At 66.1% G+C, this 21,583-nt stretch carries 21 protein-coding genes; 6 read left to right on the forward strand and 15 right to left on the reverse strand.

Annotation, left to right across the window (positions count from 1 at the left end; translation table 11 throughout):
* Positions 1–36 precede the first annotated feature (36 nt).
* On the reverse strand, positions 37–2,331 hold the full coding sequence (locus SCLO_RS11105) for a CDC48 family AAA ATPase (RefSeq protein ID WP_174521965.1): 2,295 nt from the start codon (positions 2,329–2,331) through the stop codon (positions 37–39).
* A gap of 337 nt (positions 2,332–2,668) precedes the next feature.
* On the opposite strand from SCLO_RS11105, the gene SCLO_RS11110 reads away from it, so the two are divergent.
* From SCLO_RS11110 to SCLO_RS11120, 3 genes are all read left to right on the forward strand, one after another.
* The gene (locus SCLO_RS11110) at positions 2,669–3,547 is read left to right on the forward strand and encodes a LysR substrate-binding domain-containing protein (protein ID WP_066518053.1); all 879 of its coding nucleotides are present in this window, start codon (positions 2,669–2,671) and stop codon (positions 3,545–3,547) included.
* 76 nt (positions 3,548–3,623) lie between these two features.
* Entirely contained in the window at positions 3,624–4,784 is a 1,161-nt protein-coding gene (locus SCLO_RS11115; protein WP_066518055.1) for a GGDEF domain-containing protein, read from the forward strand.
* Between the two features lie 91 nt (positions 4,785–4,875).
* A protein-coding gene (locus SCLO_RS11120) for an IS5 family transposase (protein ID WP_407695306.1) occupies positions 4,876–5,636 on the forward strand; the annotation gives its coding sequence in 2 pieces (ribosomal slippage) (positions 4,876–5,199 and positions 5,202–5,636; 759 coding nt in all).
* A 9-nt stretch (positions 5,637–5,645) separates the two neighbouring features.
* On the opposite strand, the gene SCLO_RS11125 is transcribed toward SCLO_RS11120, so the two are convergent.
* On the reverse strand, positions 5,646–6,317 hold the full coding sequence (locus SCLO_RS11125; RefSeq protein ID WP_066516762.1) for a glutathione S-transferase family protein: 672 nt from the start codon (positions 6,315–6,317) through the stop codon (positions 5,646–5,648).
* 172 nt (positions 6,318–6,489) lie between these two features.
* Between SCLO_RS11125 and acs the strand changes: the two genes are divergently transcribed.
* A complete protein-coding gene (acs, locus tag SCLO_RS11130; protein ID WP_066516763.1) occupies positions 6,490–8,433 on the forward strand; it encodes an acetate--CoA ligase in 1,944 nt (647 codons plus the stop codon).
* A 195-nt stretch (positions 8,434–8,628) separates the two neighbouring features.
* Here the strand turns inward: acs and SCLO_RS11135 are convergent, their stop codons facing one another.
* Positions 8,629–9,837, reverse strand: coding sequence for an FAD-dependent monooxygenase (locus SCLO_RS11135; protein WP_066516917.1), 1,209 nt, complete (start codon positions 9,835–9,837; stop codon positions 8,629–8,631).
* Between the two features lie 280 nt (positions 9,838–10,117).
* The gene (locus tag SCLO_RS11140; protein ID WP_066516764.1) at positions 10,118–11,206 is read right to left on the reverse strand and encodes a branched-chain amino acid aminotransferase; all 1,089 of its coding nucleotides are present in this window, start codon (positions 11,204–11,206) and stop codon (positions 10,118–10,120) included.
* Positions 11,207–11,353: 147 nt separating this feature from the next.
* On the opposite strand from SCLO_RS11140, the gene SCLO_RS11145 reads away from it, so the two are divergent.
* Both SCLO_RS11145 and SCLO_RS11150 read left to right on the forward strand, forming a co-directional pair.
* A complete protein-coding gene (locus tag SCLO_RS11145; RefSeq protein WP_066516765.1) occupies positions 11,354–12,367 on the forward strand; it encodes a threonine aldolase family protein in 1,014 nt (337 codons plus the stop codon).
* A complete protein-coding gene (locus SCLO_RS11150) occupies positions 12,367–13,266 on the forward strand; it encodes a DMT family transporter (protein WP_066516768.1) in 900 nt (299 codons plus the stop codon). The genes SCLO_RS11145 and SCLO_RS11150 overlap by 1 nt, the downstream gene beginning before the upstream one ends.
* 9 nt (positions 13,267–13,275) lie before the next feature.
* On the opposite strand, the gene SCLO_RS23365 is transcribed toward SCLO_RS11150, so the two are convergent.
* The 11 genes from SCLO_RS23365 to SCLO_RS11200 all read right to left on the reverse strand — a co-directional run bounded on the left by SCLO_RS23365 (position 13,276) and on the right by SCLO_RS11200 (position 21,248).
* Positions 13,276–13,431 carry a hypothetical protein gene (locus SCLO_RS23365; RefSeq protein WP_157080307.1) on the reverse strand — a complete coding sequence of 52 codons (156 nt, stop codon included), beginning with the start codon at positions 13,429–13,431 and terminating at the stop codon, positions 13,276–13,278.
* A gap of 47 nt (positions 13,432–13,478) precedes the next feature.
* A complete protein-coding gene (locus SCLO_RS11155) occupies positions 13,479–14,318 on the reverse strand; it encodes a Rossmann-fold NAD(P)-binding domain-containing protein (protein ID WP_066516769.1) in 840 nt (279 codons plus the stop codon).
* A gap of 19 nt (positions 14,319–14,337) precedes the next feature.
* Entirely contained in the window at positions 14,338–14,697 is a 360-nt protein-coding gene (locus tag SCLO_RS11160) for a HesB/IscA family protein (RefSeq protein WP_066516770.1), read from the reverse strand.
* Complete coding sequence (locus tag SCLO_RS11165; protein ID WP_066516771.1) at positions 14,697–15,161, reverse strand: SUF system Fe-S cluster assembly protein; 465 nt, start codon at positions 15,159–15,161, stop codon at positions 14,697–14,699. The genes SCLO_RS11160 and SCLO_RS11165 overlap by 1 nt, the downstream gene beginning before the upstream one ends.
* On the reverse strand, positions 15,158–16,366 hold the full coding sequence (locus SCLO_RS11170) for an aminotransferase class V-fold PLP-dependent enzyme (protein WP_066516772.1): 1,209 nt from the start codon (positions 16,364–16,366) through the stop codon (positions 15,158–15,160). Before SCLO_RS11170 ends, SCLO_RS11165 begins: the two co-directional genes overlap by 4 nt.
* Positions 16,363–17,115 carry a SufD family Fe-S cluster assembly protein gene (locus SCLO_RS11175; RefSeq protein ID WP_066516773.1) on the reverse strand — a complete coding sequence of 251 codons (753 nt, stop codon included), beginning with the start codon at positions 17,113–17,115 and terminating at the stop codon, positions 16,363–16,365. Before SCLO_RS11175 ends, SCLO_RS11170 begins: the two co-directional genes overlap by 4 nt.
* A complete protein-coding gene (gene sufC / locus SCLO_RS11180) occupies positions 17,112–17,858 on the reverse strand; it encodes a Fe-S cluster assembly ATPase SufC (protein WP_066516774.1) in 747 nt (248 codons plus the stop codon). The genes SCLO_RS11175 and sufC overlap by 4 nt, the downstream gene beginning before the upstream one ends.
* 3 nt (positions 17,859–17,861) lie before the next feature.
* The gene (locus SCLO_RS11185; protein ID WP_066516777.1) at positions 17,862–18,317 is read right to left on the reverse strand and encodes a hypothetical protein; all 456 of its coding nucleotides are present in this window, start codon (positions 18,315–18,317) and stop codon (positions 17,862–17,864) included.
* Between the two features lie 31 nt (positions 18,318–18,348).
* Positions 18,349–19,833 (reverse strand): Fe-S cluster assembly protein SufB, encoded by a 1,485-nt coding sequence (sufB, locus tag SCLO_RS11190; protein WP_066516779.1) that lies wholly within the window; start codon positions 19,831–19,833, stop codon positions 18,349–18,351.
* Positions 19,830–20,240 (reverse strand): RrF2 family transcriptional regulator, encoded by a 411-nt coding sequence (locus SCLO_RS11195; RefSeq protein ID WP_066516781.1) that lies wholly within the window; start codon positions 20,238–20,240, stop codon positions 19,830–19,832. The genes sufB and SCLO_RS11195 overlap by 4 nt, the downstream gene beginning before the upstream one ends.
* A gap of 105 nt (positions 20,241–20,345) precedes the next feature.
* Positions 20,346–21,248: a helix-turn-helix domain-containing protein gene (locus SCLO_RS11200; protein WP_096362222.1), complete on the reverse strand. Its 903-nt coding sequence runs from the start codon at positions 21,246–21,248 to the stop codon at positions 20,346–20,348.
* Positions 21,249–21,583 lie beyond the last annotated feature (335 nt).

Here is a 21,583-nt window from a genome sequence, read left to right on the forward strand (position 1 = left end):
GGATGAGTTCACCCGCCGCCCGCAGCTTTCGCGCGGTCAATCCCGCCTTTCGCGCTGGCGCAGCATCCCCGGCGCGACGAAACCGATGGGATCGATCTGCATCACGCTTTGCTTGAGCGTCGCCTGGATCTGCTCATATTCGCGCTCCATTTCGGGCGTGACGGAGGCGCGGGTTTCCTCCAGCGCGGCCTCGAACTGGGCCATGCCGACTTTCTCGACGGAGAGCGATCCGCGCAGCGCGATCAGGCCCGCGCGGCGCACCAGATCCTCCAGGTCCGCGCCGGTGAAACGCTCCGTCCGCGCCGCGAGCGCGTCCAGATCGACATCGTCGGCCAGCGGCATCTTCTTGGTGTGGATCGACAGGATGTGCCGCCGTCCCGCCTCGTCGGGAACGGGCACGTAGATCAGTTCGTCGAAGCGGCCGGGGCGCAGCAAGGCCGGGTCGACCAGCGTCGGGCGGTTGGTCGCGCCGATGACGACGACCGACTGAAGCTCCTCCAGCCCGTCCATCTCGGCGAGGATGGTGTTGACCACCCGCTCCGTCACGGCCGGTTCGCCAAGGCCGCCGCCGCGCGCGGGGACGAGGCTGTCCAGTTCGTCGATGAAGATCACGGTCGGCGCCACCTGCCGCGCGCGGGCGAAGAGGCGGGCGATCTGCTGCTCGCTCTCGCCATACCATTTGCTGAGCAGGTCGCTGGACTTGGTGGCGATGAAGTTCGCCTCCGCCTCGCGCGCGACCGCCTTGGCCAGCAGGGTCTTGCCGGTGCCGGGCGGACCGTAGAGCAGGAAGCCCTTGGCCGGGCGGATGCCGATGCGGCGGAAGGCGTCGGGGTCCTTGAGCGGCAGTTCCACCCCTTCCTTGAGGCGCATCTGCGCGTCGCCCAGCCCACCAATGTCGGACCAGCCGATATTGGGAGCCTGCACCATCACCTCGCGCATGGCGGACGGCTGGACGCGCTTGATCGCGGCCATGAAATCCTCCCGCGCGACGGAGAGTTCCTCCAGCACGTCGGGCGGGATCGTCCCTTCCTCCAGGTTGAGGCGCGGCATGAAGCGGCGCACCGTCTCGATCGCGGCCTCGCGGGTCAGGGCGGCCAGGTCCGCGCCGACGAAGCCATAGGTCATGCGCGCCAGTTCGGCGAGGTCCACGCCCTCGCCCAGCGGCATGCCGCGCGTGTGGATGCCCAGGATTTCCCGCCGGCCACGCTCGTCCGGGACGCCGACGATGATCTCGCGGTCGAAGCGGCCGGGGCGGCGCAGCGCCTCGTCGATGGCTTCGGGACGGTTGGTCGCGGCGATGACCACCAGGTTGGTGCGCGGCTCGAGGCCGTCCATCAGCGTCAGCAGTTGGGCGACGAGGCGCTTTTCCGTCTCGCCCGTCACATTGCCGCGCTTGGGGGCGATGGAGTCGATCTCGTCGATGAAGAGAATCGACGGGGCGGACTTGGCCGCCGCCTCGAAGATCTCGCGAAGCTGCTTTTCCGATTCGCCATAGGCCGAGCCCATGATCTCCGGGCCGTTGATGAGGAAGAACTCCGCTTCCGATTCATTGGCGACGGCGCGGGCGAGCCGGGTCTTGCCCGTGCCCGGCGGGCCATGGAGCAACACGCCCTTGGGCGGATCGACGCCCAGCCGTTCGAACAGTTCAGGATAGCGCAGCGGCAGCTCCACCATCTCGCGCAGCTGGTCGATGGCGTCGGCCATGCCGCCCACATCGTCATAGGTCACGTCGGCGCGGCGCAGGTCGCGCGGTTCTTCATATTCGGCGCGCAGTTCGACTTCGGTGTCGGCGTCGATATGGACGAAGCCCTTGGGGATCGTCGACACGACCACCAGCCGGATTTCCTGCAAGGCATAGGCAGGGGCGGCCAGCATCTGCCGGAGCTGGGGCGGCATGTCGCCGGGCGGCACCTGCTGCTGGCCGGAGGTCGCGACGACATCGCCCGCCGTCAGGGGCCGTTGGTAGAAAACGCGCTTCAGGGCATCGGGATTGCCTTGCAGGCGGAGATTGCTTTGCGCGGGCGCGAAGATCACGCGCTGGGCGGGGCGCGGCTCCACCTTGCGGATGTGGACGAAATCGCCCGACCCCACGCCCGCATTGGCGCGCTGCAACCCGTCGAGGCGCAGCACGTCGAGCCCTTCATCCTCCTTATAGGGCCGCACCACCCGCGCGGGAGTGGGCCGCTTGCCCGCGATCTCGACCACGTCGCCCTCGGCCAGACCCAGTTCCGCCATCACCGCCAGCGGGAGGCGGGCCAATCCGCGCCCGGCATCTTCGGGCCGCGCGTTCGCCACCTGAATCCTGCGTCCTTCGTTGTCCTGATCGGCCATCGCCATCCTCGCTCCTGTTGCTGGCGTAACCAGATAGGAAATGCGCGTGCGGAGGAAAAGGGCGCATCGCCCCGCCGGCGAAACGAAAAAAAGGGCCGGCCCGAAGGCCAGCCCGGAAAGTTTATAGGAGAGGATGCCTGAAAGGCCTTTCCTATGTGCGGTGCAGCAGTTATTTTTGCAAGTGCGAAGGAAATCGAGCGAGTTGCAAAAAATGCATCTTGCCTCATTGACGGATTTTGCCGATCATTGAATGGAGGATGCCGAAAGCCGCCGGCGCGCCGCCCGGAAAATGACATGACGCGGTGCAACGGCGGGAATTTCTGGATTTTGACCGATTATGCGCAGACTGCCGCCTCTTACGGCCCTGGAGGCCTTCGTTCAGGTCGCCCGCCTCGGCTCGGTCAAGGCGGCGGCGGAGGAACTCGCGCTGTCCACCCCGGCCTTGAGCCGCCGGGTGCAGGCGCTGGAACGCTTCATCGGCCGCCCGCTGTTCGACCGCAAGCACCAGGCGCTGGAGATGAACGCGGACGGCCAGCGGCTGCTGGACGACATCGCGCCCGCGCTGGATTCGCTCAGCCAGGCGCTGGAGAATATCCAGAGCGGCGGCAACCAGTTGCGCCTGCGCCTGGCGGTCATGCCGCTGTTCGCGACCCAGCGGCTGTTCCCGCGGCTGGGCGAACTGCGCCAGATGCACCCGCAGCTTCATATCGACATCGAGACCACGCCCTATGCCGTGGCGCGGCTGGGCGAAGGGCTGGACGCGGCCATCGTGCTGGCGAAGGACATCGACCCGGCGCTCTACGCGCATGAACTGGATCATGACGAGGTCTACCTGATCGGGCGCAAGGCGCTGCTGGAACCGCCCCATGCGCTCAGCGCGCCGGAGGAACTGTCGCAGCACACGATATTGCTGCACCGCGACATGGCGCTGGCGTTCGACGCATGGAAGGAAGCGGTCGGCCTGCCGGACCTGCAACCGCTGGCGATCGACAATTATGATTCGGGCCAGTTGATGCTGGAGGCCGCCGCGCAGGGGCTGGGCGTCGCCGTGATGCACGCCAGCCATTTCCAGCAGGCGGCGGACGGCCGGCTGGTCCGCCTGTTCCCGGTCAGGGTGGAAAGCCCCTATCGCTATTTCTTCGTCTGCCGTCCCCGCGCATTGCAGACGCGCGCGGTCCGCATCTTCCGCGACTGGCTGGTTTCCGCCGACATCTGACCGCGATTCCAGCGGCGTTCGCGAAATTTGTTTGATGCCGGCTTAACCCTGATCGCGGGCGGCCGTTCTTCATGGCATGAACGCGACGTCCCCCTCCTCCGCCAGCCCACAGCATGGGCTTACCGACCGCCTGACGCGATGGGCCCGCGGCCTGTCGGGCAAGGGAGAGGAGGAGGAACAGCCCGCGCCCGAACGGCGGGCCCGCGCCAGCACGGCCGCCAACCGGGAAATCACGCGCCGCCGCAAGCTCTATGACGATATCGGCGATTTCCTGTTCGCCCATGACCTGGACCTGACGCCGATCAATTTTTCCGTCGCCCTCGATTATCTGACGGGCGCGAACATCGGCATCGAAAAGGCGGTGCAGGCGGTCATGATGGAACGCGGCCAGGTCAGCAACGGCTGGGTCGAAGCCGTCGTCGCCGAACAGCGCGCCGACGACATCACGCCCGAAGCGCTGGCCACGATGCTGGACAAGGTGGAGGAAAGCCTGAAGCTGTTCACCGGCCTGATGCATGAATCGCGCAGCAGCGCCAAGGATTACGGCGCGGCGTTGCAGGAACAGGCCAAGGATCTGGCGGCCGGCGGCGACGCGGACGCGGTGCTCGCCCGGCTGGTCAACCTGACCCGTTCGATGGTGGAGAAGACGCGGCAGGTCGAAACCCAGCTTCGCGACAACCAGAAGCAGACCCAGGCGCTCCAATCCAGCCTGGAAAGCGCGCGCAAGGCGGCGGAGCATGATTTCCTGACCGGCCTGCCCAATCGCCGCGCCTTCGAAGGCGCGCTGCGCGATGAGCTGGCGCTGGCGCGCGAGCAGGGCGAGCCGCTGGCCATCGCCTTTTGCGACATCGACCATTTCAAGACGATCAACGATACCCATGGCCATGACACGGGCGACCGGGTGCTGAAATTCGTCGCCGGGCTGCTGACGAAGATTTCCAACGACCGCTGCCATGTGGCGCGCCATGGCGGGGAGGAGTTCGTCATGCTGTTCCGCGGCAAGACGGCGCTCGAAGCCTGCGCGCTGGTGAACAAGGTGCGCGAGGATCTGGCGGGACGCAGCCTCGTCAACCGCGCCAATGGCGAGAAGATGGAGCAGGTCACCTTTTCGGGCGGGGTCGCGGACATGCTGGAATATGAGAACTCCCGCGCCGCGCTGAGAGCCGCGGACCGGGCGCTCTACCTGGCCAAGGAGCATGGCCGCAATCGCGTCTACCTGGCGGCGGAGGCCGACTAGGGGCCGCCAGGCGCCTACGTTGAGAACCTATACACCTGTTTGATATTATGAGATAAATATCCTGTCTCTGTGAGTTTGTGCAGGAGAGAGTATGTCACGCCATCTGTTTTGGCTGTCGGATGAGGCAGGGTTAGCGATTGAGCCACATCTGCCGCATGGCAAAGCTGGCAAGCCGAGAGTTGACGATCGAACGGTGATTTCGGGCATCCTGCACGTGCTCAAGACAGGCTGCCGCTGGCGCGACGTACCCGCCGCTTATGGGCCGCCCACAACGATCTATAACCGCTACAACCGCTGGTCTCAGCGGCGCATCTGGCAGCGCCTTTTCGAGAAGGTCGCGGCATCGGGGCCTGTGCCGAAAGAACTGTCGATAGATAGCAGCCACGTCAAAGCCCACCGTTCGGCGGCAGGCTCAAAAAGGGGGAGTATGAAGAAGCGGTCGGTCGCTCACGGGGCGGCAGGACGTGCAAGATCCACTGCCTGGCCGACGATCGCGGCCGACCGGTCGCCATCACCCTGACACCCGGCAACATCGCAGACATCAGCATCGCCATTCCGCTACTCGGTACGGTCGCTCCACCAAGGCGTCTCCTCGCCGACAAAGCCTATGACGCCGACAGCTTGCGCAACTGGCTGACCGCCCGAAACGTCAAAGCCGTGATCCCTTCAACTGCTTCGCGCCGAACACCATATCCTCTCGACCGGCGTATCTATCGAAGGAGAAACGTCATCGAGAGGCTCTTCGGACGCCTCAAAAACTGGCGGCGCATCGCCACCAGATATGACCGACACGCCCAAAACTATCTCGCCGCTATCGCTCTCGTCGCCGTCGTCGCAGAGTGGAGCAAATGAGTCCCCAACCTAGAAGTCGGGCTTTTCATAATGGGGCGGAGGCACGATCACCTCCATCCGTTCCGACAGCAGCGGGCGGAAGGAGGGACGCGACTTGAAGCCGGCATACCAGCGCTTCACCGTCTCATGGCCGGTCCAGTCGATGCCGCCCAGATAATCCGCCACCGACAGGTGCGCCGCCGCCGCGATGTCGGCAAGGCTGAGCGTCCCGCCCGCCATCCAGGCGCGATGGTCGAGCAGATAGTCCATATAGTCCATATGGTTGTTCGCCCGCCGCATCGCTTCGCGCAGGACGCGGGCGTCGGGCGGCGTGCGCTCGATCAGGCGCTTCTTCATCCGTTCGTGGATCAGCGGGCCCACCACGTCGCCATAGAAATTCTGGTCGAAAAAGGCGGTCAGCCGCCGCACTTCCGCCCGGCCCGTCGCCGTGCCGGAAATCAGCGGGAACTTCTCCACCGTCTCCTCGAAATATTCGCAGATCGCCTGGCTGTCGATCAGGGTCAGGCCCTTTTCCGCGTCCACCATGACGGGCGTGGTTCCCGCCGGGTTGAGATCGAGGAACTCGTCGCGCGCCTCCCACGGCGATTCGCGCACGAGGTCGTAGCCCACGCCCTTCTCGCCCAGCAGAAGGCGCACCTTGCGGGAGAAGGGACAGAGCGGGAATTGGTAAAGCTGCCACATGTCCCTGTCTGTTAGGCCCGCGCACGGCATTGGGAAAGCGGCAAAATGGGGAAATCCCGTGGCGTTTGCGAAACGACAGGCCGGAAAAGCCGGATCAAGCCATCTTCCGGTTTCGCCCGCCGCGCCCTAGGGTATGGCACGGCGACAAGCCGTCACAAGGAAAGGATGCCCGATGTCTGACGATTTCTTCCCGGTTCCCGCGGTCTGGGCGAAGAACGCGCTGCTGGACCTGGAGGGACGGGCGGCGGATTACAAGCGCTCGATCGAGGACGGCCATGCCTATTGGCTGGAGCGGGCGAAGCGGCTGGACTGGATCACGCCGCCGACGAAAACCGACGAAAGCAGCTTCGAGGAGGCGGATTTCGGCGTCCAATGGTTCGCGGACGGGGAATTGAACGTCAGCGCCAACTGCATCGACCGGCATCTGGCGACGCGCGGCGATCAGGTCGCGATCCTGTGGGAACCCGATTCCCCGGAAGAGGAGCCGCGCCGCTACACCTACAGGCAGGTGCATGAGGAAGTCTGCCGCTTCGCCAATGTGCTGAAGGGCGCGGGCGCGAAGAAGGGCGACCGCATCACCGTCTATATGCCGATGATCCCCGAAGCGGCCTTCGCCCTGCTGGCCTGCGCGCGGATCGGGGCGATCCACAGCGTCGTCTTCGGCGGCTTTTCGCCCGAGGCGCTGGCCGGGCGGATCATCGACTGCGATTCGAATATCGTCATCACCGCCGACGAAGGACGGCGCGCGGGCAGGAAGGTGCCGCTCAAGGCCAATGTCGACGCGGCGCTGGACGAATGCACCAGCGTGAAGCAGGTGATCGTGGTGAAGGCGACCGGCGGGCAGGTCGCGATGAAGGACGGGCGCGACCTGTGGCTGCATGAGGAGGCGGCGCGGGTGCCGGCCGACTGCCCGCCCGAACGCATGAACGCCGAAGACCCGCTGTTCATCCTCTACACCTCCGGTTCGACGGGAAAGCCCAAGGGGGTGCTGCATACGAGCGGAGGCTATCTGCTCTGGGCCGCGCTCACCCATGAGTTGTGCTTCGATTACCGGCCGGGCGACATCTGGTGGTGCGCGGCCGACATCGGCTGGGTGACGGGGCACAGCTATATCGTCTACGGACCGCTGGCGAACGGGGCGACCACGCTGATGTATGAGGGCGTTCCCCACTGGCCGACGCCCAGCCGCATATGGGAAGTGGTGGACCGGCATCAGGTGCACACGATCTTCACCGCGCCCACGGCGCTGCGCGCGCTGATGCGGGAGGGCGACGAGTTCGTCACGCGCACCAGCCGACAGTCGCTGCGCCTGCTGGGCACGGTGGGCGAACCGATCAATCCCGAGGCGTGGCGCTGGTATCATCATGTCGTGGGCGAGGACCGCTGCCCGATCATCGACACATGGTGGCAGACCGAGACGGGCGCGGCGATGATCGCGCCGATGCCCGGCGCCACGGACCTGAAGCCCGGTTCCGCGACGCTGCCCCTGCCCGGCGTCGTGCCGCAGATCGTGGACGGCGAGGGCCAGGTGCTGCATGGCGCGGCCGAGGGCAATCTGGTCATCGCGCAAAGCTGGCCGGGACAGATGCGGACTGTCTGGGGCGATCATGCGCGCTTCTTCCAGACCTATTTCACGACCTTTCCCGGCAAATACACGACCGGCGACGGCGCGCGGCGGGACGCGGACGGCTATTACTGGATCACGGGGCGCGTGGACGACGTCATCAACGTGTCCGGCCACCGCATGGGCACGGCGGAGGTCGAAAGCGCGCTGGTGCTCCACGAAAGCGTGGCCGAAGCGGCGGTGGTCGGCTTCCCGCACGACATCAAGGGACAGGGCATCTACGCCTATGTGACGCTCAACGCCCATGACGAGCCGAGCGAGGAGCTTCGCAAGGCGCTCACCGCATGGGTGCGGACCGAGATCGGCCCCATCGCGACGCCCGACGTGATCCAGTTCGCGCCCGGCCTGCCCAAGACCCGCTCCGGCAAGATCATGCGCCGCATCCTGCGCAAGATCGCCGAAGGAGAGGTATCGCCGCAGGCATTGGGCGACACCAGCACGCTGGCCGATCCGTCCGTGGTGGAGCATCTGGTGGCGAACCGGGCAGGGTAAGGAGAAGAGTCGCCGCGTCCGGTCGGATAAGGCCGGTTTCGGCCATTTTGCGGACATCCCATCTCCGTTCGGGCTGAGCCCTTCGACTTCGCTCAGGGCGAACGGAATGAGGAAAGCGGACCGTCGCCAATCCACTCATAAGGGACAGGCCCGGCACGACCGCCATGCCACGGGAAGGTCGGCGGATGTGGCGCCTTAAACCATCTCGCCCGTCAGCAACTTTGGCAGGGCGCCGGATTCGCCGCGCGCTTCGGCCATGAAGCGGTTCTTGAGGAGCGAGGTGCGCTGCACCGCCGCCAGTCCCGCGCGGCGGACGAGCGAGGGGAGGCGGCCGGGGATGTCGAACAGCCGGACGAGGCCGTCCATCGCCACGCTGACCGAGAGCGAATCCAGCCCCCGCCACCGCTGGTAGCGCGCCAGAAGCTGCGCGTCGCCGGGATCGAGGCCGAGGCGCATGCCCTCCACCAGGACCTCCACCAGCGCGGCGACGTCGCGGAAACCGAGGTTGAGGCCCTGGCCGGCGATGGGATGGATCGCATGGGCGCTATCCCCCACCAGCGCGAGACGGGTGTCGGTGATCCGCGCCGCATGGTGGAAACCGAGCGGATAGGAGGAGCGCGGCCCCGCCAGCGATATGTCGCCCAGGAAACCGCCCATGCGCTTTTGCGCTTCGGCGAGCCATGCGCGTTCGGAAAGCTTCATCATCGCGGGCGCCTGCTCGGTCGGCACCGTCCACACGATCGCCGAACGCGTGCCCGGCAGCATCGGCAGCAGCGCGAAGGGGCCGCCGACATAGAAAATCTCATAGGCGGTGTTGGCATGCGGCACGTCATGGTCGATGGCCGTCACCATGGCGGTGTGCTGATATTGCCAGCGGGTCGTGCGGATGCCCGCCGCCTCGCGCGTCGGGCTGTTGCGCCCTTCGGCCGCGACCAGCAACGCGCCGTGGAGCTGCGCCCCGCCAGCCAGCGTCAGGGTCACCCCGTCGGCGTGACGATCCACGGCCAGGGCGCGGTCGGGCTGGAAGCGGGTGAGGTTCTCCGCCTCCTCCGCCGCTTGCGCGAGCGCCACGCGCAGGTCGCGATTGGGGAACATGATCCCCATCACGCCGTCATCCTCGTCAGGCGCGAAGTCCAGCGCGCCCGGCTGCAACCCGTCGCTGACCCATATGCGGTCGATGGGACAGCCCTTGCCTTCCAGCCGATCGGCGACGCCGATGGCGGACAGCATGGCATGGCTGGTCGAGGATATGGCCGACACGCGACCGTCGAAACCGGCGGCGGTGGTTTCCACAGGGTCGGCGGGATCGATCACGGCGCAGCGCACGCCATGGCCCGAAAGAGCGATGCCAAGGGTGAGGCCGACGAGGCCCCCGCCCAGAATCACGACGTCGAAGCGTTGCATGGCGGGCATGTCTAGGCCGTTGGGTTGAGGAAGGGAAGCGGCGGGGCGAGGAAAGCGATGGCGGCGATGAGATTGTTCGCCGTGGGCGATGGCTGGTTTCGGACAGAAGGGGATGTTCCTTCCTCCGTTCGGGCTGAGCCCTTCGCTAAGCGAAGCGAAGGGGCCTCCCTACGACCGGCCGTGCCCTTCGACTTCGCTCAGGGCGAACGGAATGAGGAAAGCGGACCGTCGTCAATCCACCCAGGTCAAGCAGCAACCGGCCTTATGGAGCACGGCCTTCCTACAGCCGGTGCACCCAGTTCGCGGGGTCGGCCACGGTGCCGCGCTGGATGCCGGTGAGGTCGGCGCGCAGGGCTTCGGTCACCATGCCGCCATCGCCATTGCCGATCGTGAAGTCGCCTTCCGCGCTCTTCACCGTGCCGATGGCCGTCACCACCGCCGCCGTGCCGCAGGCGAAGGCTTCGCGCAGCCTGCCGCTCGCCGCGTCGGCGCGCCACTGGGCGAAGCTGTAGGGCTGCTCGCGCACGTCATGGCCCTTGGCGCGGGCCAGCGCCATGATGCTGTCGCGGGTGATGCCGGGCAGGATCGTGCCGAGCGGCGGCGTGACGATGGACCCGTCCTCCATCACGAAGAAGATGTTCATGCCGCCCAGTTCCTCGACCCACCGATGTTCGGCGGCGTCCAGGAAGACGACCTGGTCGCAGCCATGCCTGCTGGCTTCGGCCTGCGCGATCAGCGAGGCGGCATAGTTGCCGCCGCATTTGGCCGCGCCCGTGCCGCCGGGAGCCGCGCGGGTATAATGTTCCGAGACCCAGAGGCTGACCGCCTTCTTCCCGCCCTTGAAATAGGCGCCGGCGGGCGAGGCGATCACGCAGAAGATATATTCGTTCGCCGGGCGCACGCCCAGAAAGGCTTCGCTCGCGAACATGAAGGGGCGGATGTAGAGGCTGCCCTCCCCGCCCGGAATCCAGCCCGCGTCGATCTTCACCAGTTGCTCGACCGCTTCGAGGAACAGGTCTTCGGGCATGGCGGGCATCGCCATGCGCGCCGCCGATTCGTTGAAGCGGCGGGCATTTTCCCGCGGCCGGAACATGGCGACGCTGCCGTCGGCGAGGCGATAGGCCTTCATGCCTTCGAAGATTTCCTGCGCATAATGCAGCACGGCGCAGGCGGGATCGAGCTGGAACGGTTCGCGCGGGCCAAGGGTGTGGCTGTGCCAGCCCTGCCCTTCGGTATAGCGGATCGTCACCATATGGTCGGTGTGCAGGCGTCCAAAGCCGGGATCTTCCAGCAATACGGCGCGCCGGTCAGCCGCTACAGCCTTGCTGTTGGGGATGACGGTGAAGCGCGATGTCTGCTGGACATCCATGACGGTGACTCCTTCGGCTTGAATGCCGGCCCTATGTCATAAAGCAGAGGGCGAAACAATGTTGCGCGGCATGTTTGAGGCCATTGATAGACAAATGGCCCTCCCCCCCTGCTTGCGCTTTGGAGGCGGCGGGCTATCCCGCTTGCCATGCAGTTTTTTTCCGACAATGCGACGCCTGTCTGCCCATCCGTCATGGCCGCGATCGCGGCGGCGGACCGGGAGGACCATGGCTATGACGGCGATGCGTGGACCGCGCGGCTGGACGGGGCCTTTTCCGACCTGTTCGGCGCGCCGGCCAAGGCGATGTGGGTGTCGACCGGCACGGCGGCGAACAGCATCGCGCTGGCCTGCCTTTGCCCGCCCTATGGCGGCGTCGTCGCGCAGGAGGAAGCCCATATCGCCGTGGACGAATGCGGCGCGCCCGCCTTCTTCACCCATGGCGCGAGCCTGATGACGCTGCCGGGCGAGGGCGGGAAATTGCCGCCGGAGGCGGTACGAGAACGGGTCGAAGCGATCCGCCCCGACGTGCACCAGATCCCCGCCCGCGCGATCAGCATCACCAACGCGACCGAATATGGCCTTGCCTACACGCCCGATGAAGTCGCGGCGCTGGGCGCGGTGGCGAACGATCATGGCCTGGGCTTCCATATGGACGGCGCGCGATTCGCCAATGCCGTGGCGCATCTGGGCTGCCATCCGGGCGATGTCACATGGCGGGCGGGCGTGGACGCGCTGAGCTTCGGCTGCGTCAAGAATGGCGGCATGGTGGGCGAGGCGCTGGTCTTCTTCGGGGCGCAGGCGGAAGCGCGCGCGGCGGAGGCGGAGCGCTGGCGCAAGCGGTCGGGGCATCTTTTTTCCAAAGGGCGCTATCTGGCGGCGCAGCTATTGGCGATGCTGGAGGACGGCCTGTGGCTCGCCAACGCCCGCGCCGCCAATGCGGCGGCGCGGGCGTTGGCGGAAAGCGCGAACGGGCGGCTGATGCATCCGGTGCAGGCCAATGAGCTGTTCCTGCGGCTGACGGCGGCGGAGGCGGCCAGCCTGCGCGCACGAGGATTCGGATTCCACGACTGGGGCGAGGGCGCGGCGCGGATCGTCACCAACTGGTCGCAGGACGCGGCGGGCGTCGCGCCGCTGGCGGACGCGCTGCGGGCGCTCGGCTGATGGAAGGATCGCGGGAAAGGGGCGGCGTCATCCTGCCCTTCCTCCTCGTCACGATCATCTGGAGCTCGACCTGGATCGTGATCCGGGACCAGCTTTCGGCGGTCCCGCCCAGCTGGTCGGTCTGCTATCGCTTTCTGGTGGCCGGGGTCGGCATGGCCCTGTTGGCCGCAGCCCGCCGCGTGCCGCTGCGCCTGCCGCCGGAGGGCATCGCCTTCGCCGCTCTGCTGGGGCTCGCGCAGTTCGTGCTCAATTTCAACTTCGTCTATCGCGCGGAGCATTATCTGACATCCGGGGTGGTCGCCACCGTCTATGCGATGCTGCTGATCCCCAACAGCATCCTCGCCTGGATCGCGTTCCGCCAGCCGGTGAGCCGCGCCTTCATGGCGGGATCGGCCGTCGCCATCGCGGGCATCGCGCTGCTGCTGGTGAAGGAATATCGCGCCGCCGCCATCGCGCCCGAGGCGGTGTTGCTGGGCGTGGCGCTCAGCATCGCGGGGCTGTTCAGCGCTTCGGCGGCGAACATCATGCAAGGGATGCGGATCGCGCGGCGGTTGCCGATGATCGCGGTGCTGAGCTGGGCCATGCTGATCGGCGCCGCGATGGATGCGGCCTATGCCTGGATCACGGCGGGGCCACCGGTGATGGAATGGCGCGCCCGATATGTGATGGGCATAGCGTGGCTGGGGATCGCCGGGTCGGTCGTCACCTTCCCCCTCTATTTCCAGCTGATCCAGCGCATCGGCGCGGCGCGGGCGGCCTATAGCAGCGTGCTGATCCCGGTGATCGCCATGCTGATCTCCACGGCGGTGGAAGGCTATCGCTGGACCGCGCTGTCCGTGACGGGAGCCATGCTGGCGGTCATCGGCATGGCGGTCGCGCTTCGGGCGAAGGAAGCCTAGGGCGAATCGCTAGCGGCGCGCGCCCGGTCCGGTGCAGCGCCGCGCCGCATCGACGCGGGCGAGCAGGCTGGCGATGGATTCGGGCTGGCGCGGCGCGCGGGCGGGCATGGGCAGGCGCGCCATCCGGTGGCTGAGCGCGGCGAAAGCTGTTTCGATTGAGTCCATCTGTCCGATCCCGTGGCGGTGAGGTCACCGCTTTCGGACCATCATGGTTAAGGATTGGTAACCATGACCGGCACGATGCGGCGAGCCGTTCCCGCCTCTTCGCAAAGACAGGCGGCCAGCCCTTCGCGATAGGTCGGATGAAGCGGCTTCCAGCCCAGCAGCCGCTTCGCCCGCCCGTTCGCGACGCGGCGATTTTCCGCGTAGAAGGCGCGGGCCATGGGAGAGAGATTCGCTTGCTCCAGCGTCACGAGCGGCGGCGGAGGGAGGCCGAGCAGGCCGCAGGCCGCCTCCGTCACCGCATTTTGCGGCGCGGGCAGGTCGTCGGCGAGATTATAGACGCCCGGCGGTCCGTCGAAGGAGGCGATGACGCCCGCCACGATGTCATCCACATGGATGCGGCTGAAAACCTGTCCGGGCAGGTCGATGCGATACGCCTTTCCTTCCCGTACCCGGTCCAGCGCGCTGCGGCCCGGGCCGTAGATGCCGGGCAGGCGGAAGCGACGCATGTCCGGCCGGAGCGCGCCCCACGCCAGGTCGGCGTCCGCGCGAGCCGTGCGGCGGCCCCGGCCCACGGGACTGGCTTCGTCCACCCAGGCGCCCGCCGCATCGCCATACACGCCGGTGGAGGACAGATAGCCGACCCACGAGGCGGGCGCGGCGGCGATGGCCCCGCCATAGCGGGCGAGGACGGGATCGCCATCGCCTTCTGGCGGGACGGAGGAGAGGATATGCGTGGCGCCGTCGATGGCGGCAAGGACGGCGGCGTCATCGTCGAAAGCCAGCATGTCGGGGCCAGCGGCGCGGCGCACGCCGGTGACCTGCCACCCCCGCGCACGCAACCGCATGGCCAGGCGCGAGGCGGTGTAGCCCAGCCCCAGGATCAGCATAAGGGGCACGGCAGCCCCGTCAGACCGTGAAGCTCTCGCCGCAGCCGCAGCTTCCCTTGGCGTTGGGGTTGTTGAAGACGAACCCGGCGGTGAAGTCGTCCTCCACCCAGTCCATCGTCGATCCCACCAGATAGAGCACCGACGCCCCGTCGATGTAGAAGGTGCCGCCGGGCGTTTCGATCTTTTCGTCGAACTTCGCTTCCTCGGTCACATAGTCGACCGAATAGGCGAGGCCCGAACAGCCGCGCCGGGGCGTGGAGAGCTTGACGCCGATCGCGCCCAGGGGCGCCTGCGCCATCAGGTCGGCGATGCGCTGCTGCGCGCTGGGCGTCAGGATGACGGCGGCGGGACGGGCGCGGACTTTGGTTTCCGTGGTCATCAGAGCATCCCCAGTTCCAGCTTGGCCTCGTCGGACATCTTGCCGGGATCCCATGGCGGGTCCCAGACGAGGTTCACCTCGACATCGCCCACGCCCGGCACCGCGCCGACGCGCAGTTCGACCTCGCCCGGCATGGATTCGGCGACCGGGCAATGCGGCGTCGTCAAGGTCATGGTGACGATGGCATGGCCGCCGTCCGTCACGTCCACCCCGTAGACGAGGCCCAGATCGTAGATATTGACCGGGATTTCCGGATCGTAGATTTCCTTCAGCGCATCGATGATCGCGTCATACAGGTCGCCGCCCGGCTCGCCCGCCGGCGTTTCCGCGGGTTTTTGCGACAGGAATCCTTCCAGATAATCGCGCTGGCGCGGCGCGGCGCTGGCCGCATCGTCCACGCGCGACCTGGGCGGCGCTTCCACCGCGTCCACTTCCTCGACCATGATCTTCCGCTCTTCGCTCATCCGAAGATCTTCCTCACTCTTTCAATCCCGCGAACCAGCGCATCCACATCGCTTTCGTCGCTATAGAGGCCAAAGCTCGCCCGCGCGGTCGCCTCGACGCCCAGATGGCGCATCAGCGGCTGGGCGCAATGATGCCCGGCGCGGATCGCGACACCCGTTTCGTCCAATATGGTGCCGACATCGTGCGGATGCACCCCCTCCACTTCAAAGGACAGGATGCCCGCCGAATCGTCGGGGCCAAAGGCGCGCACGGAGTTCATCGTCTCCAGCGCCGCGCGCGCGCGCCCCACCAGCGCGCATTCATGGGCGTGGATCGCCTCCAGGCCGACGGCCTGCACATAATCGATGGCGGCCGACAGACCGACCACGCCGACGATATGAGGCGTTCCCGCTTCGAACCGCGTCGGCGCGGGGGCGTAGGTCGTCTTTTCGAACGTCACCTTGTCGATCATCGATCCGCCCCCCTGATAGGGCGGCATGGCGTCGAGCAGTTCCCGACGCGCCCACAATATGCCGATGCCGGTGGGGCCATAGAGCTTGTGCGCGGAAAAGACGTAGAAGTCGCAATCCAGCGCCCGCACATCGACGGCAAGGCGCGGCACGGCCTGGCAGCCGTCGATCAGGATCTTCGCGCCGACGGCATGGGCGATGTCGGCCGCGCGGCGCACGTCGAGCACGCTGCCCAGCACGTTGGACACATGGGCGAGCGCGACCAGCCTGTGTTCGGGCCGGATCATCGCCTGCATCGCGTCGAGGTCGATCTTGCCGTCCATAGTCAGCGGCACGACATCGATCTGCGCGCCGGTTTTCTCCGCCGCCATCTGCCAGGGCACGATATTGCTGTGATGCTCCAGCATGGAGAGCAGGATGCGGTCGCCCGCCTTCAGTTGCTCGGCCGCCCAGCATTGCGCGACGAGGTTGATGCCCTCGGTCGCGCCGCGCACATAGACGATCTCCGCGTCGCAAGCCGCGCCGATGAAGCCCGCCACCTTCCGCCGGGCCGCCTCATAGGCCAGCGTCATGTTCGCCGACCGTTCATAGACACCGCGATGGACGGTCGCATAATCGGGGCCATAGGCGCGCGCGATGGCGTCGATCACGGCCTGGGGCTTTTGCGCGGTGGCGGCGCTGTCCAGATAGTGCCAGTCGCCCACGCCGGGGAAATCGTCCCTCAGCCGCAGACCGCCGCCGGAGGAGCCCGTCATACCAGCGCCTCCAGCCTGGCGAGCGCGGCGGCTTCGAAACGCTCGCGCAGCGCCTCGTCCGGCATGTCGTCGAACACGCCCGCGACGAAGGCCTTCAACAGCAGCGTCTTGGCCGTCGCCGGGTCCATCCCGCGTGACGCCATGTAGAACAGGGCCTGCCTGTCGAGTTCGCCCACCGTCGCGCCATGGGCGCATTTCACGTCGTCGGCGTAGATTTCCAGTTCCGGCTTGGCATTGGCGGTCGCGGTCCGATCCAGCAGCATCGCCTTGACGGACTGGAAGGCGTCGGTCCGCTGCGCATCGCGCGCGACGTTGATGCCGCCCAGATAGCTGCCGGTCGCATGGCCGCCCAGAATCGAACGGATCGTCTGCCCGCTCGTGGCGTCCGGTTCCGCATGGGTGACAGAGGTGACAATCTCCAGCACCTGATGGCCGCCGCCGATGATCGCCCCGTTCAATTCGAAATGCGATCCCTTGCCGAGTGTGACGGCGAAGGTGACCCGGCCCAGCTTGCCGCCGATGTTGAGGAGATGGAAGTCGCACCGCGCTCCATCCGCGACCGTGATGACATAATCATGCACCGCCGCCATATCATCGCCGGCATCCTGCAACAGGTGATGATGGACGCTTTCGCCCGCCGCCACGACGATCGGGGTCGGCGCGGGCACGGGCCAGATCGCGGCCAGCGCATCGAGGTCGCTATAGCGCCATTCTTCCTGACGGCGCGTGGGAAGGGCAAGCGCGGTCACGCGGAGAGCACCTCGGCATAGCCTTCGCGTTCCAGCTCCAGCGCCAGTTCCGGCCCGCCCGACTTCACGATCCGCCCGGCGGCGAGCACATGCACGAAGTCCGGCTTCACATAATCGAGCAGCCGCTGATAATGGGTGATGAGCAGCACGGCCTTGTCCGGCCGCCGCATGATCGCGTTGATCCCGGCGCCCACCGTCTTGAGCGCGTCGATGTCGAGGCCGCTGTCGGTTTCGTCGAGAATCGCCAGCCGGGGATCGAGGATGCCCATCTGCACCATTTCGGCGCGCTTCTTCTCGCCGCCTGAAAAGCCGACATTCACGGGACGCTTGAGCATCTCCATGTCGAGGCCCAGCAGCGCCGCCTTTTCCTTGGCCAGCTTGATGAACTCCCCGCCCGACAGCGGGTCCTGCCCGCGCGCCTTGCGCTGGCTGTTGAGGCTTTCGCGCAGGAATTGGAGGTTGGAGACGCCGGGGATCTCGACCGGATACTGGAAGCCCAGGAACAGCCCCGCCGCGGCCCGCTCATAGGGTTCCATGTCGAACAGGTCGCGCCCCTGGAAGGTCGCGCTGCCGCCCGTCACCTCATAGCCCGGACGGCCGCCCAGCGTGTAGGCCAGCGTCGACTTGCCCGCGCCGTTCGGGCCCATGATCGCATGGACCTCCCCCGCGTCGATGGTCAACGACAGCCCCTTGAGGATCGCCTTGCCGTCGATTTCGTTCGAAAGATTATCGATGGTCAGCATGGCTTATCCCCTGTGCGCGCGCTGGAGCGTCCGCGCCGTCCAGAAGGCCATGTCGCGCACGTCGCCCGGCGCGGGGAAGAGCGTGTCGATATGGCGCCTGATCGGCATATAGGGCCACCAGTCGGCATCCGGTTCCGGCGCGCCCTTTTCCAGAATGCCGCTCACAAATTCGGTCACCGGGCCCATGCGGGCGAGGTTCGGCGCCTTCGCCTTGTGGAACGCCTTGTCGGTCCTCAAGCGCTCGGCGAAGGCCGCGTCGCCCTTTTCCAGCGCGGCCCGGCATTCGGCCTGATAGGCGTCGAGATCGCCGAAATCCTTGGCCGCGCGCGCCTGCAACTCGCCTTCTTCCAGTTCATAATCTTCGGTCAGGATGCGGATCGCGGCGGTCCACGCCTGCCCGTTGCCGACATCCTCCGCGAAATCGGCGAGGGCATCCTGAATATCGTCTTCGTCGCTCAAAAATCTGGTCCTTGATATATTGGGAAGGGCTTCAGCCCACCGATCCTTCGAGAGAAATACCGAGCAGTTTCTGCGCTTCGACGGCGAACTCCATGGGGAGTTGCTGCAAGACCTCGCGCGCGAAGCCGTTGACGATGAGGCCGACGGCCGCTTCCTGATCCAGCCCGCGCTGCATCGCGTAGAAAAGCTGGTCGTCGCTGATCTTGCTGGTCGTCGCCTCATGCTCGATCTGCGCGCCGGGGTTGCGCACTTCGATATAGGGGACGGTATGCGCGCCGCACCGGTCGCCCAGCAGCAGGCTGTCGCACTGGGTGAAGTTGCGCACCCCCTCCGCGCCCGGCGCGACGCGCACCAGACCGCGATAGGTGTTGTTGCTGCGCCCCGCGCTGATCCCCTTGGACACGATGGTCGAGCGCGATCCCTTGCCGTTGTGGATCATCTTGGTGCCGGTGTCGGCCTGTTGCAGATTGTTGGTGAGCGCCACCGAATAGAATTCGCCCACGCTGTTCTCGCCGTTCAGCACGCAGGAGGGATATTTCCATGTAATCGCCGAGCCGGTTTCCACCTGCGTCCACGAAACCTTGGAATTGCGGCCCTGGCAGAGCGCCCGCTTGGTCACGAAGTTATAGATGCCGCCCTTGCCCTGCTCGTCGCCGGGATACCAGTTCTGGACGGTCGAATATTTGATCTCGGCATCGTCCAGCGCGACCAGTTCCACCACGGCCGCATGCAACTGGTTCTCATCGCGCATCGGCGCGGTGCACCCTTCGAGATAGCTCACATAAGAGCCTTCGTCTGCGACGATCAACGTCCGCTCGAACTGGCCGGTATTTTCCGCGTTGATGCGGAAATAGGTGGACAGCTCCATCGGGCAGCGCACGCCCTTGGGGATGTAGACGAAGGTGCCGTCCGAAAAGACGGCGCAATTCAGGGTGGCGAAATAATTGTCGTGCATCGGCACGACCTTGCCCATCCACTTCTTCACCAGATCGGGATATTCGCGCACCGCTTCGCTGATCGAGCGGAAGATGACGCCGGCTTCCTCCAGTTCCTTGCGGAAGGTGGTGGCGACGGACACGCTGTCGAACACGGCGTCGACGGCGACCTTGCGGCTGCCCTTCACCCCGGCGAGCACTTCCTGCTCGGCGATCGGGATGCCCAGCTTCTCGTAAGTCGCGCGGATTTCCGGATCGAGTTCATCCAGCGATTCCAGCTCCGCCTTCTTCTTCGGCTCGGCGTAATAATAGGCGTCCTGATAGTCGATGGGCGGAATGGCGAGCTTGGCCCAGTCGGGCGCTTCCATATCCTGCCACATGCGGAAGGCCTTCAGCCGCCATTCCAGCAGCCATTCCGGCTCCTTCTTCTTGGCGGAGATGAAGCGGACGGTGTCCTCGTTCAGCCCCTTGGGCGCGAAATCCTGTTCGATGGCGGAAGACCAGCCATGCTCATAGGCGGAAGCGCGCTCGGCGGCTTCCAGGGCTTCCTGGTTGCGGATGGTGATGCTTTCCTCGGTCATGCCAATTCCCGTGTCAGGCTGGCGATCGTCACGCCGGCCAGCGCCGCGCGGATCACGTTGTTCGCTGCATTCATGTGCGGACGGATGCGGCAGTCCTGCTCCAGCGAGCAGTCATGCGCGCCCATCTCCGCGCAGGCGGTCATGGCGATGGGGCCTTCCACCGCCTCCACCACGTCCGCCAGCGTGATCGCGGCGGGCGGGCGAGCCAGACGCACCCCGCCGCCGGTGCCCCGGCTCGATTCGAGCAGGCCCGCCGCCGACAAGCGGCTCACCAGCTTCTGCGCGGTCGGCAGCGGAATACCCGTTTCCGCCGACAGCGTGGTCGCGTTCATCTTCGCGGCGCCGCAATGACGCGCGGCGGCGGACATCAGCACCACGGCATAGTCAGCAAAGCTCGACAGTTTCATTGCGCGTCCAGTTGCGAACCATTCTCAAATCGGATCGAATCAATCCGATTGGGCATGTGGCCCCGCAAGCAGGGTTTATCAAGGCTTTTTCTTGAGCGCCCCGATTCAGCTCATGCGGTTCATGGCGGCCACGTCTCCGCCCAGCGTACGGCGGAGCAGCGTCAGTTGCGCGACGGCGGTCGGTTCGTTCTGCAATTGCTGCGGGGTGAGGCCGATGAAATGCTTGATCTCGCGAATGAAGTGGGACTGGTCGTAGAATCCGCCTTCGTCGCACAGCACCTGCCAGCTTTCCCGGTCCAGCGCGATCCGCGCGCTGCACCGGAGCGCGCGATATTTGCGCGCCAGCAGCTTGGGCGGCGCGCCATAATAGCGGTTGGTGATCCGCGCCAGTTGCCGGGGGGACAGCCCCGTGCGCTCCACCAGCGTTTCGATGCGCGGCGATCCCTCGTCCATGAGCCAGCCGTCCACCGTCTCCAGCATCCGCCACGTGGCGTCGCCCAGGGGCTTGATCCGCTGTTGGAGGAAAGACCAGCACAGCGCCGCCATCGCGTCCGGATCGTCCAGACGCCGCAACCGCCGCAACAACAGTTCATAGTCGGCATCGCATGTCGCCATGTCGAAGGCGCTGTCAGCCATGGCGCTGGCGTCATCGCCGTAAAGCGCCACCCAGCCCGCGGGCAGCAGGGATACACCCAGGACGCGCACAGGCTGATCGAGCCGGAACCGCGTCGCGCCGAAGGTGGGGCCCAGCAGGCACACCTCCGGCGTGGACATCACCATGCCGTCCTGGAAGATATATTCGCCGCCGCGCCCTTCCAGCCGGAAGCGCAACTGGGGGACGTCGGCGCGCGTCACGTCCGCATAGCCGGGGGACGAGGCGCTGAAGAGATAGAGGGAACCGAAATAGGCGCATAGGGATTCGGGCGGAACGAAATAGCGCAGCCTTACCGGACCTTGCGCCGCTTCGACGGTGTAGGAGAGCGATACGCCGCCTTCCGCGGCAGCCATGCCTGCCGTGCGCCCGGATATGTGCTGAGGACGCAACCCCATATTTCAAACCCCCGCCAACCAATATCCCCCTTCGCCGCGGCGGCGCAAGGAAATTTGGTTGAAATCGGGAAAGCATCCAGTGTCATACATAAGACACATGAATAAAAATTGGCCCGGCGACTTTCACCACCGGGCCAGGAAAGGTCTCGTTCGGCCATATGGCCTTGGAGCCTTCGGGTCGCAACCATGCTTTACGCCCGAATCCGGCAGGCTTTATTGGATGGATCGGACATCGGCCGACCGAAAATGACCCAAATTATGTCGTTTTCCGCCATGGAAATATGATCCAGATC

Source organism: Sphingobium cloacae, from assembly GCF_002355855.1.
In the GTDB taxonomy this organism is placed as follows: domain Bacteria; phylum Pseudomonadota; class Alphaproteobacteria; order Sphingomonadales; family Sphingomonadaceae; genus Sphingobium; species Sphingobium cloacae.

Excerpts from the sequence above, each read along its gene's own strand:
- SCLO_RS23365 (WP_157080307.1), bottom strand. The coding sequence starts at position 13,431 with ATGGACTCAATCGAAACAGCTTTCGCCGCGCTCAGCCACCGGATGGCG.
- SCLO_RS11135 (WP_066516917.1), bottom strand. The coding sequence starts at position 9,837 with ATGCAACGCTTCGACGTCGTGATTCTGGGCGGGGGCCTCGTCGGCCTC.
- SCLO_RS11155 (WP_066516769.1), bottom strand. The coding sequence starts at position 14,318 with ATGCTGATCCTGGGGCTGGGCTACACCGCCTCGCGCCTGGCCATGCGG.
- SCLO_RS11165 (WP_066516771.1), bottom strand. The coding sequence starts at position 15,161 with ATGAGCGAAGAGCGGAAGATCATGGTCGAGGAAGTGGACGCGGTGGAA.
- SCLO_RS11125 (WP_066516762.1), bottom strand. The coding sequence starts at position 6,317 with ATGTGGCAGCTTTACCAATTCCCGCTCTGTCCCTTCTCCCGCAAGGTG.
- SCLO_RS11195 (WP_066516781.1), bottom strand. The coding sequence starts at position 20,240 with ATGAAACTGTCGAGCTTTGCTGACTATGCCGTGGTGCTGATGTCCGCC.
- SCLO_RS11200 (WP_096362222.1), bottom strand. The coding sequence starts at position 21,248 with ATGGCTGCCGCGGAAGGCGGCGTATCGCTCTCCTACACCGTCGAAGCG.
- sufB (WP_066516779.1), bottom strand. The coding sequence starts at position 19,833 with ATGACCGAGGAAAGCATCACCATCCGCAACCAGGAAGCCCTGGAAGCC.
- SCLO_RS11145 (WP_066516765.1), top strand. The coding sequence starts at position 11,354 with ATGCAGTTTTTTTCCGACAATGCGACGCCTGTCTGCCCATCCGTCATG.
- SCLO_RS11140 (WP_066516764.1), bottom strand. The coding sequence starts at position 11,206 with ATGGATGTCCAGCAGACATCGCGCTTCACCGTCATCCCCAACAGCAAG.
- sufC (WP_066516774.1), bottom strand. The coding sequence starts at position 17,858 with ATGCTGACCATCGATAATCTTTCGAACGAAATCGACGGCAAGGCGATC.
- SCLO_RS11110 (WP_066518053.1), top strand. The coding sequence starts at position 2,669 with ATGCGCAGACTGCCGCCTCTTACGGCCCTGGAGGCCTTCGTTCAGGTC.
- SCLO_RS11170 (WP_066516772.1), bottom strand. The coding sequence starts at position 16,366 with ATGACGGGCTCCTCCGGCGGCGGTCTGCGGCTGAGGGACGATTTCCCC.
- SCLO_RS11105 (WP_174521965.1), bottom strand. The coding sequence starts at position 2,331 with ATGGCCGATCAGGACAACGAAGGACGCAGGATTCAGGTGGCGAACGCG.
- SCLO_RS11160 (WP_066516770.1), bottom strand. The coding sequence starts at position 14,697 with ATGACCACGGAAACCAAAGTCCGCGCCCGTCCCGCCGCCGTCATCCTG.
- SCLO_RS11150 (WP_066516768.1), top strand. The coding sequence starts at position 12,367 with ATGGAAGGATCGCGGGAAAGGGGCGGCGTCATCCTGCCCTTCCTCCTC.
- acs (WP_066516763.1), top strand. The coding sequence starts at position 6,490 with ATGTCTGACGATTTCTTCCCGGTTCCCGCGGTCTGGGCGAAGAACGCG.
- SCLO_RS11115 (WP_066518055.1), top strand. The coding sequence starts at position 3,624 with ATGAACGCGACGTCCCCCTCCTCCGCCAGCCCACAGCATGGGCTTACC.